The organism is Streptosporangium sp. NBC_01469 (assembly GCF_036227305.1).
In the GTDB taxonomy this organism is placed as follows: domain Bacteria; phylum Actinomycetota; class Actinomycetes; order Streptosporangiales; family Streptosporangiaceae; genus Streptosporangium.
Window position 1 is genome coordinate 9,120,258 of the sequence record NZ_CP109465.1, and the last position, 14,795, is coordinate 9,135,052.

The window sequence follows — 14,795 nt, forward strand, 5'->3', positions numbered from 1 at the left end:
ACGGCTCGCGGCCGGGTGCGAGCCGGTCCGCGACCGGCTCGCCCGTGAGCGGCGCGCACGCCCGCCCGAGCCGGTCCACCGGTGACGGGCGCACCCCGCCGAGCCGGTACACCGGTCCACCGGGTCGCCGATGACGTGGTGACGTGGGCATCGGGGAGGAGCGGCCTGCCCGTGAGCGGCGACGTCGAGGCCCGCGGCCTACACGTGGGACAGGATCTCGTCCGCGATGAGCTCCAGGTGGTCGAGGTCGTCCAGGTCCAGCACCTGCAGGTAGATCCGCTCGGCGCCCAGCTCGGCGAACCGGCCGATCTTCTCGGCCACCTCGGCGGGGGTGCCCGCCAGGCCCGTCGCGCGCAGCGCGGCGACGTCCTGCCCGATCCTCTCGGCCCGCCGCGCGATCTCCGCGTCGTCGGAACCGACGCAGACGACCTGCGCGGCGGAGAGCACGACCGGCTCCCTGCCCTCCGCCTCGCACGCCTTCCTGACCCGGTCGAAGGCCTCCGAGGTGTCCTCCAGGGTGCGGAACGGCACGTTGTACTCGTCGGCGAACCGGGCGGCCAGGCGCGGGGTGCGCGTGGCGCCGGTGCCGCCGATGATGATCGGCGGTTTCGGGCTCTGCGCGGGCTTGGGCAGCGCGGGCGAGTCGGCCAGCCTGTAGTGGGCACCCTCGAAGGAGAACGTCTCGCCCACCGGCGTGGTCCAGAGCCCGACCAGTATCTCCAGCTGCTCCTCGAACCGGCCGAACCGCTCGCCGATCGGCGGGAACGGGATGCCGTACGCGATGTGCTCGGCGTCGTACCAGCCGGTGCCCAGGCCCAGCTCGACCCGCCCGCGGCTCATCTGGTCGACCTGGGCCACGCTGATCGCCAGCGGGCCCGGCAGCCGGAAGGTGACCGGCGTGACCAGGGTGCCGAGACGGATCGTGGAGGTGTCCCTGGCCAGGCCCGCCAGAGTCGTCCAGGCGTCGGTGGAGCCGGGCCCCGGGCCGCCGGGCCAGATCTGCATGTAGTGGTCGGAACGGAAGAAGGCGTCGAACCCGAGCCGCTCCGCGGCCAGCGCGACCGCCAGCAACTCGTCGTACGTGGCACCCTGCTGCGGTTCAGTGAAGATCCTCAACTTCATGAGAACCATTATCCGGGCACTCCGGACGGCATCCGTAGAAAGCCCGCGCCGTGGCGGGAACGCTTGCTAACGTTCTGCCCTCTGACGCAACGGGTAGCGGATCGACCACTCATAGCGATCACCCCTTGGCCGTCGAGGAGGGGATCCCATGCCTGTGGCGACCGACCGCCCCGACACCCGCCGGACCCGCGAGCCCGGCACTCCGCCCCGGCCTCTCGTCGTGCTCGCCTCGATCGTGCTCGCCACGGGCACCGGGACCGCGATCTGGCTGCTGCCCTCCAGGGCGCAGGGCGAGTGGGCCGCCGCCGACCGGGCCGGGTCGAGGGCGACGCCCTCGGGCCCGGTCTCGGGGCCCTCGGCCGGGCCGTCACCCGCACCGGTCGTCGCCCGCCCGTCGGGCTTCGTGACGTTCGTGGACGCGGTCCGCGAGCCGCGCTTCAACCTGTCCAGGGAGGCCAGGAGGAGCCACGTGCGCTGGTTCACGCTGGGCCACCTCACCGCCGGGCAGAAGGGCTGCGTGCCCAAGTGGGGCGGGCTCCAGGAACAGGGCGGCAACCCGGTCGCCAACCGGCTCGCCCCGTTGCGCGCCGCGGGCGGGAACGCGGGCCTCGCCTTCGGCGGTCCCACGGGGCGCGAGCTCGCCGCGGCCTGCTCCGATCTCGCCAGGCTCACCGCCGCCTACCGCCGGGCGATCGGCACCTTCGACGCCACCTACATCGACTTCGAGGTCCATGCCCCGGCGGGTGAGGCCACCGTGCTGCGGCGGGCCAGGGCGATCGCGGCCCTGCAGCGCGAGGCCGCCCGCGAGGGTCGTTCCCTCACGGTGAGCTTCACCCTCCCGGTCACGAGGACCGGCCTGTCCTCCGGCGATCAGGCGATGCTCAGGGCCACCCGGTCGGCGGGCGCCGAGATCGCCGCCGTCAACCTCCTGGCGCCCGTCGACACCGCCTCGGGCGCCGGAGGCCGCCTGCGCCCCGTCGCCTCGGCCGTCCGCGCCGCGCACCCGCAGATAGCCCGCTCCCTGGGCGAGAGCGCCGCCTGGAACCGGATCGCCCTGACGCCCGTGCTGGCCGGGTCCGGCGACCTCACCCGGCTGGAGGCCCGCAGGCTCGCCGCCTTCACCAGCCGCAACCACCTGGCATGGCTCTCCACCAGGGGCGCCGTCCTCTCCCCCGGCATCACCCGCTTCCTCACCGGCGCGACGCGCTAGACGGGGACGGACAGTCGCTGGACAGGCGCCTCCTTTGAGGTTATTAATGGGTTATAACCCTCCTGTAACCCCATAGGGGAGATGCGATGCCGAAGATCAATGTCTACCTGCCGGACGAGCTGGCCGAGGCGGTGAAGAGGGCGGGCGTGCCGGTCTCCGCCGTGTGCCAGCGGGCTTTGGAGCAGGCTGTACGGCGGGTGACCGCCATCCGCGAGACGGCGCTCGGCGCCCCCGACCTCGACGACCTGACGGCGCGCCTCACCCAGTTCACCCCGCGGGCCCGGGACGTGGTGAAGCTGTCGGTGGAGCAGGCGAGGGCCCTGGGCGCGGCCGAGGTCGGCACCGAGCACCTGCTGGGCGGCATGCTCGCCGAGGGGGGCAATCTGGCGCTCCAGGTTCTCGGCGCCCTGGAGATCGACCCCGAGGAGGTGCGGCGCCGCCTGGACCGGCTCGGCCTCGACGCACCGGCACCGGCCACGGCCGGTGCCGCCGAGGCCGAGCTCACCTTCGGGGGGCCCGCGGCGGCGGCCCTGGAGATGACCGTCACCGAGGCCACCTCGCTCGGCCACAACTACGTCGGCTGCGAGCACCTGCTCCTCGGGCTGATCGCCGAACCGGACGGGGCGGCCGGGCGCATCCTGCGGGAGCTGGGCGCCGAGCACCGGCTGACCCGCCACGCGGTCTCGGCCGCACTCGCCGGATACGTCCACCTGCGCGCGCAGACGCGGACCGCCGCCCCCCCTTCCCCCGCCCTGCCCGCCGGCGCGGCGAGCGCCCTGTCGGCGGCCGTACGCGAGGAGCTGCGCCCCGTCCTGCTCAGGCTCGAACGCCTGGAGGAGCGCCTCGGCCCGGCGGACGAGGCGTAGCCGGCGCGGCTGCCTCCAGCCGTCTTCGACCGACAGGCGGCATCTGCCGGGGTCGTCCCCCACGCTGACGAACAGCGCGGTCAGCATGGGGGCGCCGTGGTCGAGCATCTGGCGGGGCAGGGGGCCCTGCCCGGATCAACCTGCCCGGGTCAGCCGACGCTGGTGATGACGGCGAAGCGTGCGCCACGGGGGTCGGAGACCACGGCGAAACGGCCGACGCCGTCGATGTCCACGGCGGGTGCGACGAGGTCGCCGCCGAGCTCCCGCACCCGGACGGCGGACGCGTCACAGTCGGCCACCTCGAAATACGGCAACCAGCTCGGCCTGTCGCCCGCCCGGAGCGGCATGACGCCCCCCATGTCCGGCCTCTCCCCCTCGGAGGTCGACAGCAGGAGGTAGGGCATGTCACCGAACGAGACATCGTCGATCCTCCAGTCGAAGACCGCCCGGTAGAAGGAACGGACGGCGTCCGGGTCGGGGACGTACAGCTCCAGCCAGGCCAGGGAGCCGTCCTCGGTGACGAGGTCCAGGCCCTTGGTCGTGCCCGGCTGCCAGACGGCGAACTCCGCGCCGCCGGGATCGGTGAAACCGGCCATCCGCCCATTGGTGAAGACATCGTCCGGCGCGACGCGCACGGTTCCGCCCGCCTGCTCGACCGTCTTCGCGGTGGCGTCGGCGTCGGCGGTCTGGAAGTAGGGCGTCCACCCGGAAACCGCTCCCTCCTCGGTGAGCGGCCCGACCGCCGCGACGGTCTTGCCGTCGAGCTGGAAGAAGCCGTAGCCGCCCGAGTGGGGACCGGCCGACTGGAAGCTCCAGCCGAACAGGGGGCCGTAGAAGGCGACGGCGGCCTCGGTGTCGGGCGTGCCCAGGTCGATCCAGTTGGGGGAGCCGGGGACATATCGGGTGGTGAGCATGGCCTCTTCCTTCGGTGCGTTCACGTGCCGGTGACCCGTCCTCCGGGCTGCCGCACGCAGGGGCGAACCCGTTGAGCCGGTCGCCCGTCAGCCTGGCAGAACCCACCGACAGTTCCCGGCTCGTCCGCGCCCGGCCGGAAGCGCGGAAGACCGCCTCATCCGGCCGCATGGGCGGGCCGTCCAGCGCTCACCGGTTCGGGGGCGGTGGTTCGCCAGGCGTACCAGCCGCGGCACAGCACATAGGCCAGTCCTGCCGTCAGCACGACGCCGAGGTCGATGAGGCCGGTCGTCCGCACGTCGGGCACGTCGCCGACCGCGAAGGCGAACACGGTGATCGCGGTCTTGTGGAGGAGCACGAGCTCCCACACCCCCCGTTGCCCACGCGGTCGTCAATTCCGGTGTTCGCGCAGGTGAACGCGTAATAAGCATCGATGGACGCGAACTGCGGACCCGCGCCCTCTCCCCCGGTCGGGGCCGGTGACGCGTTTCCGCAAGAGCGTCACAAGGACTCCACAAGAGCGTCACAAGAGTCCGCGTGCAATATCTGCCGTAGCCGGGTGATGGTCCCGGACGGCCGCGGGTCCGGCACGGGGTGAACCGCTCGCGCCGGTGGAGTGCTCATCGCTCCTCGGTGACGGCGCCTGTCCTACGGCACATCTTGCAAGCACGAACACGCCTGCATTCGGTGCCCCATCCTTCAGATGGATCCCCACCAGCGGCCCCGTCTCCTGGAGATCATCCAGAACCTCCGCGAGCGCATCACCGAAGCCCGCGGAAACGGCTGGCTCGGCGAGGTCGAAGGGCTCCAGGTCAGCTTCGACGCCGCGATGGCCAAGCTCAACAGCCTCAAGCGGGCCCCGACCGATGGGCGGCCCCAACTGGTCGACCTCGGCATCCCAGTCTTCACCGACCACGCACTACCGCCTCAGTCAGAAACGGGAGAAACCGGACTCCAGGCTTGACCCTCCTGCACCACCGATACAGCCACGGGCCCCGTTCCAGGCGGGGCCGCCTCATCTCCTACGCAGGCTGAGTAGCTGTGATGAAACTACGCGATCTCGGTGAGGTGAACAGAAGGGGTGATAGTTGGTATGGGCCTTCACATCAGAGCGGTCGTGGGAACAGGAACAGCCTCACGAGCGGACCTCTTTGATCGTGCCCCACTCTCTGCACTCGGGACAGCGCCCTTTCCATTTCGGTGAACCCGCTCCACAGGCCGCACATCGATAAGCAGGCGCGATCCCTGTCGCCGTCGATCGCGCGGGGACCTCCTCGATGGTGCCCCACTCTCTGCACTCGGGACAGCGCCCTTTCCATTTCGGTGAACCCGCTCCACAGGCCGCACATCGATAAGCAGGCGCGATCCCTGTCGCCGTCGATCGCGCGGGGACCTCCTCGATGGTGCCCCACCCTTTGCACTCGGGACAGCGCCCTTTCCATTTCGGTGAACCCGCTCCACAGGCCGCACATCGATAAGGAGACTGAGCAGCTGTGGCGGGTTGGGTCTCCGGCAAGGCATGCGTTTCAGGAATCGTAGGCAGACCGGGCGGCCCTGGTTCAGCGGGCCGCAGATCTTGGACGGCCGCTTCGCGGCGGCCTATCTCCTTGGCGAGCGGCGCAGGCAGCCAGCCGTCGAAGTCGTACAGTTGCCGCTCTGCGGCCTCCGCGGCCTCCGCGCACTGCTCGGCGAGCGCGGCGGGCGCCGGACGCTGTCCCGGATCCACCGACAGACAGGCATCCAGCAACGACCGCAACGGGTCTGGGTAGCCGCTCAGATCCGGGGGTCTCAGCTCGGTGTTGGCAATGCTCGCCGCAATGGAGATGCCCCGGCCCTCACCGTAGGGGTGACGCCCGGTGGCCGCCACGGCCGCGAGCAGACCGAGCGCGAAGACATCGGTGGCCGGAGTGACCTTCTGCCCCAACGCTTGCTCGGGCGACATGAATTGCGGCGTGCCGATGACCCTGCCGGTACCTGTGAGCTGCGTGGTGTCCGCCGCCCGCGCGATGCCGAAGTCGATGACCCACGGCCCCTGCGACCCCAGCAGGATGTTGCCCGGCTTCAGGTCACGGTGGATCACCGACGCCGCATGCACATTGCCCAGCGCCTGCGCCACACAGCCGACCAGCTCAAAGACGGCGGGCAGCGGCAGCGGCCCGTACGCCGTCAGCGCCTCCCCCAGCGGCACTCCGGGCACGTACGCGCTTGCGATCCAGGGCTCCTCGGAGTCCACGTTGTGGTCCACGACCGGCACGATGTGATAGCCCGACACCCGCCGCGCCGCCAGCACCTCCGCCTTGAACCGCGCCCGGAAATCAGGATTCCTCGCGAACTCCCGCCGGATCAGCTTGAGTGCTGCCGGCTGCCCGCCTCGTGTGTGCGTGAAGTACACCGCGCCCATGCCGCCCTCACCGATTCTCGCGGTGAGCCGGTAGCCGGAGACCTCCCGCAGATCGTCCGGCCCCAGCGGCTTCAGAAACGCCTCATGGTCGTCAGACACGGATCCCCTCGCTCGTACGTCGAAAAAGGGCTTCCCCTGCCGACGGTGGTTGGTCCCTGTGAATCCTAGGTTTCCGGTAACGGCGACAGAAAGGCTGCCGAATGAGCGTTCGTGACAAGCAGATGCTTTGCTGGCAACAGTGCATCCTTGCGATCGAGGCGATGGTGCCGCCTGCTGAACTCGATGCCTGGCCCACCATCGTCGAACCCGAGCTCGCACGGCTCCTGCTGGAGTTCCAGAAGGCGAGTATCAAGCACACCTAGCGACTTCAACATCAACACCACAACGAGCGGCCCCGTCACCGACGGGGCCGCTCTCTTGTCGAAGGAGCCTCCACCTTGATCGTTTCCTTAGTCCGGAAAAGCCGGCGGGTCCCGTCCGTCAGTGCCCCGGCCGCGAGCGGGGTTCGCGGCCGGCGGGTGAGGGGGCGGGCTTCGCGTCGCGGCGGTTGGCGTACGCGCTCGTGATCGTGACGGTGATCAGGACGGCGACGATGACGCCCAGCGAGATCGGGGTGGGAATCTCCGGGACCCACGCCCAGACGCCGTGCGCCCAGTGCAGGACGAGCTTGGTCCCGATGAAGGCCAGGATGACGCTGAGCCCGTGGTTCAGGTGCCGCAGCTTCGTCAGGACGCCCAGGAGCACGAAGTAGAGCGCCCGCAGGCCCAGCAGGGCGAAGGCGTTGGTGGCGAAGACGAGGAAGGGGTCCGAGGTCACGCCGTACACCGCGGGCACCGAGTCGACGGCGAAGACGATGTCGGTGGCGAAGACGGTCACGATGGCCAGCGTCAGCGGGGTCAGAGCGCGGCGGCCGTCCTCGCGGACGACCAGGTGGGAGCCTCGGTAGTCGTCGGTGATCGGCATGAGACGCCGCAGCAGCCGGATCGAGCGCATGGCGGAGACGTCGACCTTGTGCTCCTCCCCGCCCAGCGCGTCCTTGAGGATCTTCCAGGCGGTGACGATCAGTATCCCGCCGAACAGCAGGAACGCCCAGGTGCCGCTCCGCAGGACGGCCGCCCCCAGCGCGATGAAGATCGCGCGCAGCACCAGCGCCCCGACGATGCCGTACAGCAGGACCCGCTGGGCCAGCACGGCCGGGACCGCGAAGGCGGACAGCAGCAGCATGAACACGAACAGGTTGTCCACCGACAGCGACTTCTCCACCACGTAGCCGGTGAGGAACTCCATCGCCACGCCGGATCCGAAGACCCCCCACAGATAGAGGCCGAAGATCAGAGGCAGTGTCAGGTAGAAGACCGACCAGCCCACCGCCTCGCGCATCCGCACCTCGTGCGGGCGCCGGGTCAGTGTGAAGTCCACGGCCAGCAGCGACATCAGAGCGGCCACGGTGATCGTCCACAGTTTCGGCGAGCCGATCGTTTCGAGATCGGCCGCCGACAGGACCGTCTCGGCGGACATGCCCCCTCCTCGAACGCGCTCGGCTGTTCGAGGTCTCCTTCACCTGCGCCTGCGGGCGGCCGCCCGGGGACGTTGCGAAACGTCCGTACTGACCGGATCGGCTCTTGGGAAGTACTCCCCTCGTCGTTCCAGGTTAGGCCGGTCCCCGGGCGGCGCCCCACCTCAGGGGGCGGTTTGACCAGGGCCTGGGCCGCGCGGATAGTGGAACCAACACGGAGGGGAGTACCCGCCGTCCGACACCCCGATCGTCATCACGGTCCCCGTGCGCAGGGAGACCCGGCGGGGTGGCCCCCGGGTGACCCGGGGGTGCGGGAAGACCTTCGTCCTCGTGGTCACCTGACCACGGCGAGGCCGAGGGAGGACTCGATGTCGACCACCGCGCTTCTCGAAATCCTGCTTGGCGTCCTGCTGACGATCTCCGCGATCGCCACCGTCGCCGTGCTGTGGCCGGGGAGGTCACGGCCCCGGCCGCCGGCCGCCCCCGGACCGCCCCCTCCGTGGCGTCCCGATCGCGGGTCGGGCACCGGACCCGTCCGGCCACGCGGTCGCGTCCGTGTTCCGCCGTCACGGCGTGCGGCTCGCGCCGGCGTCGCCCGCACCCGCCGGCCAGCCGCGGAGCGCGACGTCGAGCGTGTCGAGCACCCGGCCCCAGGATTCGTCCGCGCCGCGTGGGTGATGGCGGAAGCCACCCGCCTGTTCCAGGCTCACGAACCCGTGAAAGACGCTGCCCAGCAGCCGGACCGCATCGGTCTGGTCGGGCTCCACCAGTGCGTAGCCGCGCAGGATGGCCCGCGTCATGTCCGAGTGCCGGCGCGCCGCGCTCGCCTTCGCGGTCTCCGGGTCGAGCTCGACCTGCGTCGCCGCGTACCTGCCCGGATGCTCCTTGGCGTAGTCGCGATAGACGTTGGCGAAGGCGACCAGCGCGTCCTTGCCCGCCCGGCCGGCCAGCGCCGCCGCGCCCCGGTCGGCGAGCTCGGCCAGCGCCAGCACGGCCACCCGGGCCCGTAGCTCGTGCGCGTTCCTGATGTGCGAGTACAGGCTCGCGTCCTTCACGCCGAACCTGCGCGCGACCTCCGAGACGGTCACGTTTCCCAGCCCCACCTCGTCGGCGAGCTCCGCCGCCGCCTCGGCCAGCCGTTCGACGGTCACTCCGGCACGCGCCATGCGCCATCCCCTCTTCCTAGGAGCCCTAGGAAAAAACTTAATGGCTTGCTGTTATAGCATACTAGAGCTAGCTTTCCAGCTATGAGAGCGATTTTCGAGCGCGAGATCCGTGCCTCTTTCGTCAACTGCACCAAGGGCGAGGTCAAGCGCCTCGCCGTACCCAGGGACCTCGACGCCCTGCCCTGGGACGACCTGGACTTCCTCGGCTGGCGGGACCCCTCGTCCCCCGGCCGCACCTACCTGGTCGCCGAGCACGGCGACCGGCTGGTCGGGGTGGCGCTGCGGCGGGCCTCCCCGCATGCCGGGCACGCACGGCGCAGCATGTGCTCGCTCTGCCTGACCACGCACACCGGCGACGGCGTGTCGCTGATGACCGCCCGCCGCACCGGCGGCAACGGCGATTCCGTGGGCGCCTACATCTGCACCGACCTGGCCTGTTCCCTCTACCTGCGCGGCAAGAAGGACGTCGGGCCCGGCGGGCGGATGCCCGAGTCGCTCACGCTCGAGGAAAAGATCGACAGAACCGCGGCCAACGTGGCCGGGTTCCTCCAGAAGGTGACCCAGTGAATCGAACCGATCGGTACGACATGTGAAGACAGCAGACGATCGAACCGATCGGTACGATCTGCGCGTGCCCGCCGGAGGGTGCTTCTCACACCCCTGCGGTCACTTGCGGCCGCGCCGGGTGACCGCGTCGCCGGCCGCGCCCACCGCGAGGCCGAGGACGATCATGACGACGTAGCTGTAGATCTCGTAGCCGCCGGGGACGAGGAAGCGGACGAAGCCCATGAGGTGGATCCAGCCGAACCACTCGTGCAGGAGGCCGCTCGCGCCACCGACGACGAGGACGAAGCAAAGCAGGCCGGACAGGGTCGCCAGGAAGGACTTCGGGGTGGTGGAGGTCATGGCCCGACGGTAGGCGCGCGGTGCCGGGCACGGAATCGGGCTCAAGATGGCCGGGCGGCGACCGAGGTTGGCCGCCGGCGGGCTCGACGTCGTACTTAAGTATCGGGTCGCGGCACGAACGCCCGGTCGCGGGCGGGGGCCGCGTAAATTTCTGGATTATGCGCCGTATCCACCGCACCCGCCGCGACTGGGTCGCCGACGTGGCGCTGTTCCTCTTCGCCGCCTGCTTCGCCGCCGTCAGCTCGCAGTCCGTACCGGTTCCCGAGGACCTCGATCCCGTGTGGCGGGACGTCGACCAGGTGGTCGGCGGGCTGGGGTGCGCGGCGACACTCCTGCGGCGGCGCTGGCCGGTGCCACTGGCGGTGGCGCTGCTGCTGGTGGGCACCTGGGCGCACTACCTGACCGGCCCGGCGATGGTGGCGGTGTTCACGGTGGCCGCGACCCGGCCGTGGCGGGTCACGGCGTGGGTGGTGGCGCTGGCCTTCGCCCCGCTGCCCGTCTTCCTGTGGCGGGTGGCGGAGCTGTCCGAGGAACGGGCGGGTTCGGCGCTGACGTACTTCGCGCTGATCGCCGGGGCCATCGGGTGGGGGCTGTTCCGGCGCTCCCGGCAGCAGCTGATCGCCTCGCTGCGCGAGCGCGCGGAACTCGCCGAGGCGGGCGCGGAGTTGCGGGCCGAATGGGCCCGGCGGGAGACGCGGGAGGAGATCGCCCGCGAGATGCACGACGTGCTCGGCCACCGGCTGTCGATGCTGAGCGTGCACGCGGGGGCGCTGGAGTTCAACCCGGACGCGTCCCGGACGGAGATCGCGCGGGCCGCCGGGGTGATCCGGGAGAGCGCCCACCTGGCCCTGCGCGACCTGCGCGAGGTGATCGGGGTACTGCGGGCCGGGCCGGAGGAGGGTGAGCGACCGCAGCCGGAACTGGCGGACCTGGCCCGGCTGGTGGCGGAGGCGCGGGCGACGGGCGGCCGGATCGAGCTGACCGGGCCGCCGGACGGACCGGTGCCACCGCCCCTGGTGGGACGTACGGCGTACCGGATCGTGCAGGAGGCGCTGACCAACGCGCGTAAGCACGCGCCCGGCGCGGCGGTCGCGGTGGAGGTGAGCGGGGACCCGGCCGGCAGGCTGGCGGTGGAGGTCCGTAACGCACCGCCGCCGGGACCGGCTCCGGTCTCCGGCGCGGGCGAGAGCGCGGGCGCGGGCGGCGGGCAGGGACTGATCGGGCTGGCCGAACGGGCCCGGCTGGCGGGCGGCGAGCTGACGGCCGGCCCCGCCGACGGCGGCTTCCGGGTGCGCGCCTGGCTCCCCTGGCCCACGACGGACATCGCACCCACCGCACGAACCGGGTCCGGCGGCCAGGATGGGGAATGAGGTGATCCGCGTCCTGCTGGTCGACGACGACGCGATCGTGCGGGCCGGGCTGCGCCTGATGCTGGGTGGCGCCCCGGACATCGAGATCGTCGCGGAGGCCGCCGACGGGGCCGAGGTGCCCGCGCTGGTCACCGCGTACGGGCCCGACCTGGTGTTGATGGACATCCGGATGCCGGGCGTCGACGGGCTGGCCGCCACCGAGAGGCTCCGGGCCCGGCCCGGCGCCCCGGAGGTGCTGGTCCTGACCACCTTCCACACCGACGCGCACGTGCTGCGGGCGCTGCGCGCCGGCGCGGCCGGGTTCCTCCTCAAGGACACCCTGCCGCAGGACATCGTCACGGCCATCCGGACGGTGGCCGCCGGAGATCCGGTGCTCTCCCCCGCCGTCACCAGGCGGCTCATCGAGCAGGTGGCGGACGGCTCCGGGCGGGACGACCGGGCCGCCGCCGCGCGGGCCCGGCTGGCGCTGCTGGCCGAGCGGGAGCGGGAGGTGGCCCTGGCGGTCGGGCGCGGCCGCTCCAACGCGGAGATCGCGCGGGAGCTGCATCTGGCGCTGCCCACGGTGAAGACGCACGTGTCACGGATCCTGACCCGGCTGGATCTCAACAACCGGGTCCAGATCGCCTTGCTGGTCCACGACGCGAGCGCGCCGGATTACCGGTAGGACCACCGGTCACATCGTCGGGTCACCGGTAGGACCGCTGTCACACCACCGGCCTCACCCGCGCCCGGACGAGCCGTTCACCCCCTCATCGGCACCGAAGTCCGCGACGATCCGCTCCTCGTCCCGCTCCGGGACCACGGCCACGCGGCCCCGCCCGGCAACGTCGCTCCTTTCGCCAGGCGATGTCTCGGACGCCGGTCACCGATCCCGCGGGCCTTCGGGCGGCGTGCCGGGAAAGACGCAGGAAAGGGCGCGGCGCAGGGTGGTGGCGAAGGACTCGGTGTTTCCGGGTTCGAGCCAGTGCCGCCCCGCCACCCGGATGGCGCCGGCGACCGCGGCGGCCGTGACGGCGGGGAACAGGTCGCGTCCGGGGTCGGTGCCGGTGCGCGTCGCGATCGCCTCGGCGAGCGGGCCCTCCGCCATGGTGAACGCCTTCAGCGCCTCGCCCTCCAGCTCGGGCGTCGACATGATCATGCGCAGGCCGGCCTTGTCGGGCTCGGGGTCGGTGTAGAGCTCGACCACGGCCGCGACGACGGCCTGGTCGAGCGGCTCGTCGGCGGGCCTGGAGCGCAGCGCCTGCCCCGCGCGCCCGGCCTGGTCGGCCTGGAAGGCGCAGATCGCCTCCGCCCTGCTGGAGAAGTAGTTGTTGTAGGTGCGAGGGGAGACTCCCGCGGCCGTGGCGATGTCATGGACGCGGACAAGGGCCAGCCCGCTGGGGCCCTGCTCGATGGCGAGACGCAGCGCGGCATGGCCGATCGCCTCCCGGGTGGCCTGGCTGTTGCGTGCCCGGAGGCCCATGGCGTCGTCGTTCATGGGGCAACCCTACTAGATATTGCGTGCCGCGCACTATGTGCGTGACACGCAAGTTGTGGGTAGAGTGCGATGGAACGCCTGGCACTCACGCCTGGAGAGTGCCAGGCATGTGCCGGGACGGCGAGGTACGTCGTCGGGTTGGCCTCCCGCCGGTGGACCGTCCGTCGCGGGCGCCGTCCCGGATAACCCCCATCGACAGCAGGAGCAGGAATGACTTCGAAAATGATCGCGTTCAACGAGGATGCCCGGCGCGGTCTCGAGCGTGGCATGAACCAGCTCGCGGACGCCGTCAAGGTGACCCTCGGCCCCAAGGGCCGTAACGTCGTTCTGGAGAAGAAGTGGGGCGCTCCCACGATCACCAACGACGGTGTCTCCATCGCCAAGGAGATCGAGCTCGAGGACCCGTGGGAGAAGATCGGGGCCGAGCTCGTCAAGGAGGTCGCCAAGAAGACCGACGACGTCGCGGGTGACGGCACCACCACCGCCACCGTGCTCGCTCAGGCTCTCGTACGCGAGGGCCTTCGCAACGTCGCCGCCGGCGCCAACCCGATGTCCCTGAAGAAGGGCATCGAGGCCGCCGTCGAGCGCGTGTCGGAGGAGCTGTCCAAGCTCGCCAAGGACGTGGAGACGAAGGCGCAGATCGCCTCCACCGCATCCATCTCCGCGGGCGACCCGCAGATCGGCGAGATGATCGCCGAGGCGATGGACAAGGTCGGCAAGGAAGGCGTCATCACCGTCGAGGAGAGCAACACCTTCGGCCTCGAGCTTGAGCTCACCGAGGGCATGCGCTTCGACAAGGGGTACATCGCCCCGCTCTTCATCACCGACCCCGACCGGCTCGAAGCGGTGCTGGACGATCCGTACGTCCTGATGGTGAGTGGCAAGGTCTCCGCCAACAGGGACGTGGTGCCCCTGCTCGACAAGGTCGTGCAGTCCGGCAGGCCGCTGCTGGTCATCGCCGAGGACGTCGAGGGCGAGGCCCTGGCCACCCTGGTCGTCAACAAGATGAAGGCCGTCTTCCGGTCGGTCGCGGTCAAGGCGCCGGGCTTCGGTGACCGCCGCAAGGCGATGCTGGGCGACATCGCGATCCTGACCGGCGGTCAGGTCATCGCCGAGGAGGTCGGTCTCAAGCTGGAGAACGCCACCCTCGACCTGCTCGGCCGGGCCCGCAAGGTCGTGGTCACCAAGGACGAGACCACCATCGTCGACGGTGCCGGTGACCCCGAGCAGATCGCCGGCCGGGTCAACCAGATCCGCGCCGAGATCGAGAACACCGACTCCGACTACGACCGCGAGAAGCTCCAGGAGCGTCTGGCCAAGCTGGCCGGCGGCGTGGCCGTCATCAAGGCCGGCGCGGCGACCGAGGTCGAGCTCAAGGAGCGCAAGCACCGCATCGAGGACGCCGTTCGCAACGCGAAGGCGGCCGTCGAGGAGGGCATCGTCCCCGGCGGCGGCGTGGCGCTGCTGCAGGCCGGCGCCAAGGCGTTCGACAAGCTGGAGCTCTTCGGCGACGAGGCCACCGGTGCCGCGATCGTCAGGAAGGCTCTGGAGGAGCCGCTGAAGCAGATCGCCGTGAACGCCGGCCTCGAGGGCGGCGTCGTCGTGGAGAAGGTGCGCAACCTTCCCCCGGGTGAGGGCCTCAACGCCGCCACCGGCGAGTACGTCAACCTGTTCGAGACGGGCATCATCGACCCGGCCAAGGTGACGCGTTCGGCGCTGCAGAACGCGGCGTCCATCGCGGCGCTGTTCCTCACCACCGAGGCCGTCATCGCCGAGAAGCCCGAGAAGGCCGGAGCCGCCCCCGCCATGCCCGGCGGCGGCGACATGGACTTCTAGTCTCATCTTCGGC

Annotated in this window: 17 protein-coding genes; 8 read left to right on the forward strand and 9 right to left on the reverse strand. The window is 71.0% G+C overall.

Going from position 1 to position 14,795, the window contains the following annotated elements; translation table 11 throughout:
- Positions 1–198: 198 nt before the first annotated feature.
- Positions 199–1,122, reverse strand: a complete 924-nt coding sequence (locus tag OG587_RS39650) for an LLM class F420-dependent oxidoreductase (RefSeq protein ID WP_329083978.1) — start codon at positions 1,120–1,122, stop codon at positions 199–201.
- A gap of 148 nt (positions 1,123–1,270) precedes the next feature.
- On the opposite strand from OG587_RS39650, the gene OG587_RS39655 reads away from it, so the two are divergent.
- Both OG587_RS39655 and OG587_RS39660 read left to right on the forward strand, forming a co-directional pair.
- The gene (locus OG587_RS39655) at positions 1,271–2,332 is read left to right on the forward strand and encodes a hypothetical protein (protein WP_329083979.1); all 1,062 of its coding nucleotides are present in this window, start codon (positions 1,271–1,273) and stop codon (positions 2,330–2,332) included.
- 86 nt (positions 2,333–2,418) lie between these two features.
- A complete protein-coding gene (locus OG587_RS39660; protein ID WP_329083980.1) occupies positions 2,419–3,198 on the forward strand; it encodes a Clp protease N-terminal domain-containing protein in 780 nt (259 codons plus the stop codon).
- Between the two features lie 149 nt (positions 3,199–3,347).
- Here OG587_RS39660 and OG587_RS39665 read toward each other — a convergent pair whose 3' ends face one another.
- Entirely contained in the window at positions 3,348–4,112 is a 765-nt protein-coding gene (locus OG587_RS39665) for a VOC family protein (protein ID WP_329083981.1), read from the reverse strand.
- A 155-nt stretch (positions 4,113–4,267) separates the two neighbouring features.
- Complete coding sequence (locus OG587_RS39670) at positions 4,268–4,468, reverse strand: hypothetical protein (protein WP_329083982.1); 201 nt, start codon at positions 4,466–4,468, stop codon at positions 4,268–4,270.
- 345 nt (positions 4,469–4,813) lie between these two features.
- On the opposite strand from OG587_RS39670, the gene OG587_RS39675 reads away from it, so the two are divergent.
- Entirely contained in the window at positions 4,814–5,074 is a 261-nt protein-coding gene (locus OG587_RS39675; RefSeq protein WP_329083983.1) for a hypothetical protein, read from the forward strand.
- 171 nt (positions 5,075–5,245) lie between these two features.
- Here the strand turns inward: OG587_RS39675 and OG587_RS39680 are convergent, their stop codons facing one another.
- Entirely contained in the window at positions 5,246–6,610 is a 1,365-nt protein-coding gene (locus tag OG587_RS39680) for a protein kinase domain-containing protein (RefSeq protein ID WP_329083984.1), read from the reverse strand.
- A 101-nt stretch (positions 6,611–6,711) separates the two neighbouring features.
- Here OG587_RS39680 and OG587_RS39685 point away from each other — a divergent pair, with 101 nt between their 5' ends.
- Positions 6,712–6,873 (forward strand): hypothetical protein, encoded by a 162-nt coding sequence (locus OG587_RS39685; RefSeq protein WP_329083985.1) that lies wholly within the window; start codon positions 6,712–6,714, stop codon positions 6,871–6,873.
- A 118-nt stretch (positions 6,874–6,991) separates the two neighbouring features.
- Here OG587_RS39685 and OG587_RS39690 read toward each other — a convergent pair whose 3' ends face one another.
- The 3 genes from OG587_RS39690 to OG587_RS39700 form a co-directional block, all read right to left on the reverse strand.
- Positions 6,992–8,029, reverse strand: coding sequence for a TerC family protein (locus tag OG587_RS39690; protein WP_329083986.1), 1,038 nt, complete (start codon positions 8,027–8,029; stop codon positions 6,992–6,994).
- A gap of 332 nt (positions 8,030–8,361) precedes the next feature.
- Entirely contained in the window at positions 8,362–8,553 is a 192-nt protein-coding gene (locus OG587_RS39695) for a hypothetical protein (protein ID WP_329083987.1), read from the reverse strand.
- A 40-nt stretch (positions 8,554–8,593) separates the two neighbouring features.
- Positions 8,594–9,193, reverse strand: coding sequence for a TetR-like C-terminal domain-containing protein (locus OG587_RS39700; protein ID WP_329083988.1), 600 nt, complete (start codon positions 9,191–9,193; stop codon positions 8,594–8,596).
- An 81-nt stretch (positions 9,194–9,274) separates the two neighbouring features.
- On the opposite strand from OG587_RS39700, the gene OG587_RS39705 reads away from it, so the two are divergent.
- Positions 9,275–9,760 carry an FBP domain-containing protein gene (locus OG587_RS39705; protein ID WP_329083989.1) on the forward strand — a complete coding sequence of 162 codons (486 nt, stop codon included), beginning with the start codon at positions 9,275–9,277 and terminating at the stop codon, positions 9,758–9,760.
- Positions 9,761–9,859: 99 nt separating this feature from the next.
- Here the strand turns inward: OG587_RS39705 and OG587_RS39710 are convergent, their stop codons facing one another.
- Positions 9,860–10,099: a hypothetical protein gene (locus tag OG587_RS39710; RefSeq protein ID WP_329083990.1), complete on the reverse strand. Its 240-nt coding sequence runs from the start codon at positions 10,097–10,099 to the stop codon at positions 9,860–9,862.
- A gap of 158 nt (positions 10,100–10,257) precedes the next feature.
- Between OG587_RS39710 and OG587_RS39715 the strand changes: the two genes are divergently transcribed.
- Entirely contained in the window at positions 10,258–11,469 is a 1,212-nt protein-coding gene (locus OG587_RS39715; RefSeq protein WP_329083991.1) for a sensor histidine kinase, read from the forward strand.
- Entirely contained in the window at positions 11,459–12,133 is a 675-nt protein-coding gene (locus OG587_RS39720) for a response regulator transcription factor (protein ID WP_329083992.1), read from the forward strand. The genes OG587_RS39715 and OG587_RS39720 overlap by 11 nt, the downstream gene beginning before the upstream one ends.
- Before the next feature lie 198 nt (positions 12,134–12,331).
- Here the strand turns inward: OG587_RS39720 and OG587_RS39725 are convergent, their stop codons facing one another.
- A complete protein-coding gene (locus OG587_RS39725; RefSeq protein WP_329083993.1) occupies positions 12,332–12,946 on the reverse strand; it encodes a TetR/AcrR family transcriptional regulator in 615 nt (204 codons plus the stop codon).
- A 210-nt stretch (positions 12,947–13,156) separates the two neighbouring features.
- On the opposite strand from OG587_RS39725, the gene groL reads away from it, so the two are divergent.
- Entirely contained in the window at positions 13,157–14,782 is a 1,626-nt protein-coding gene (gene groL, locus OG587_RS39730) for a chaperonin GroEL (RefSeq protein ID WP_329083994.1), read from the forward strand.
- Positions 14,783–14,795: the final 13 nt, after the last annotated feature.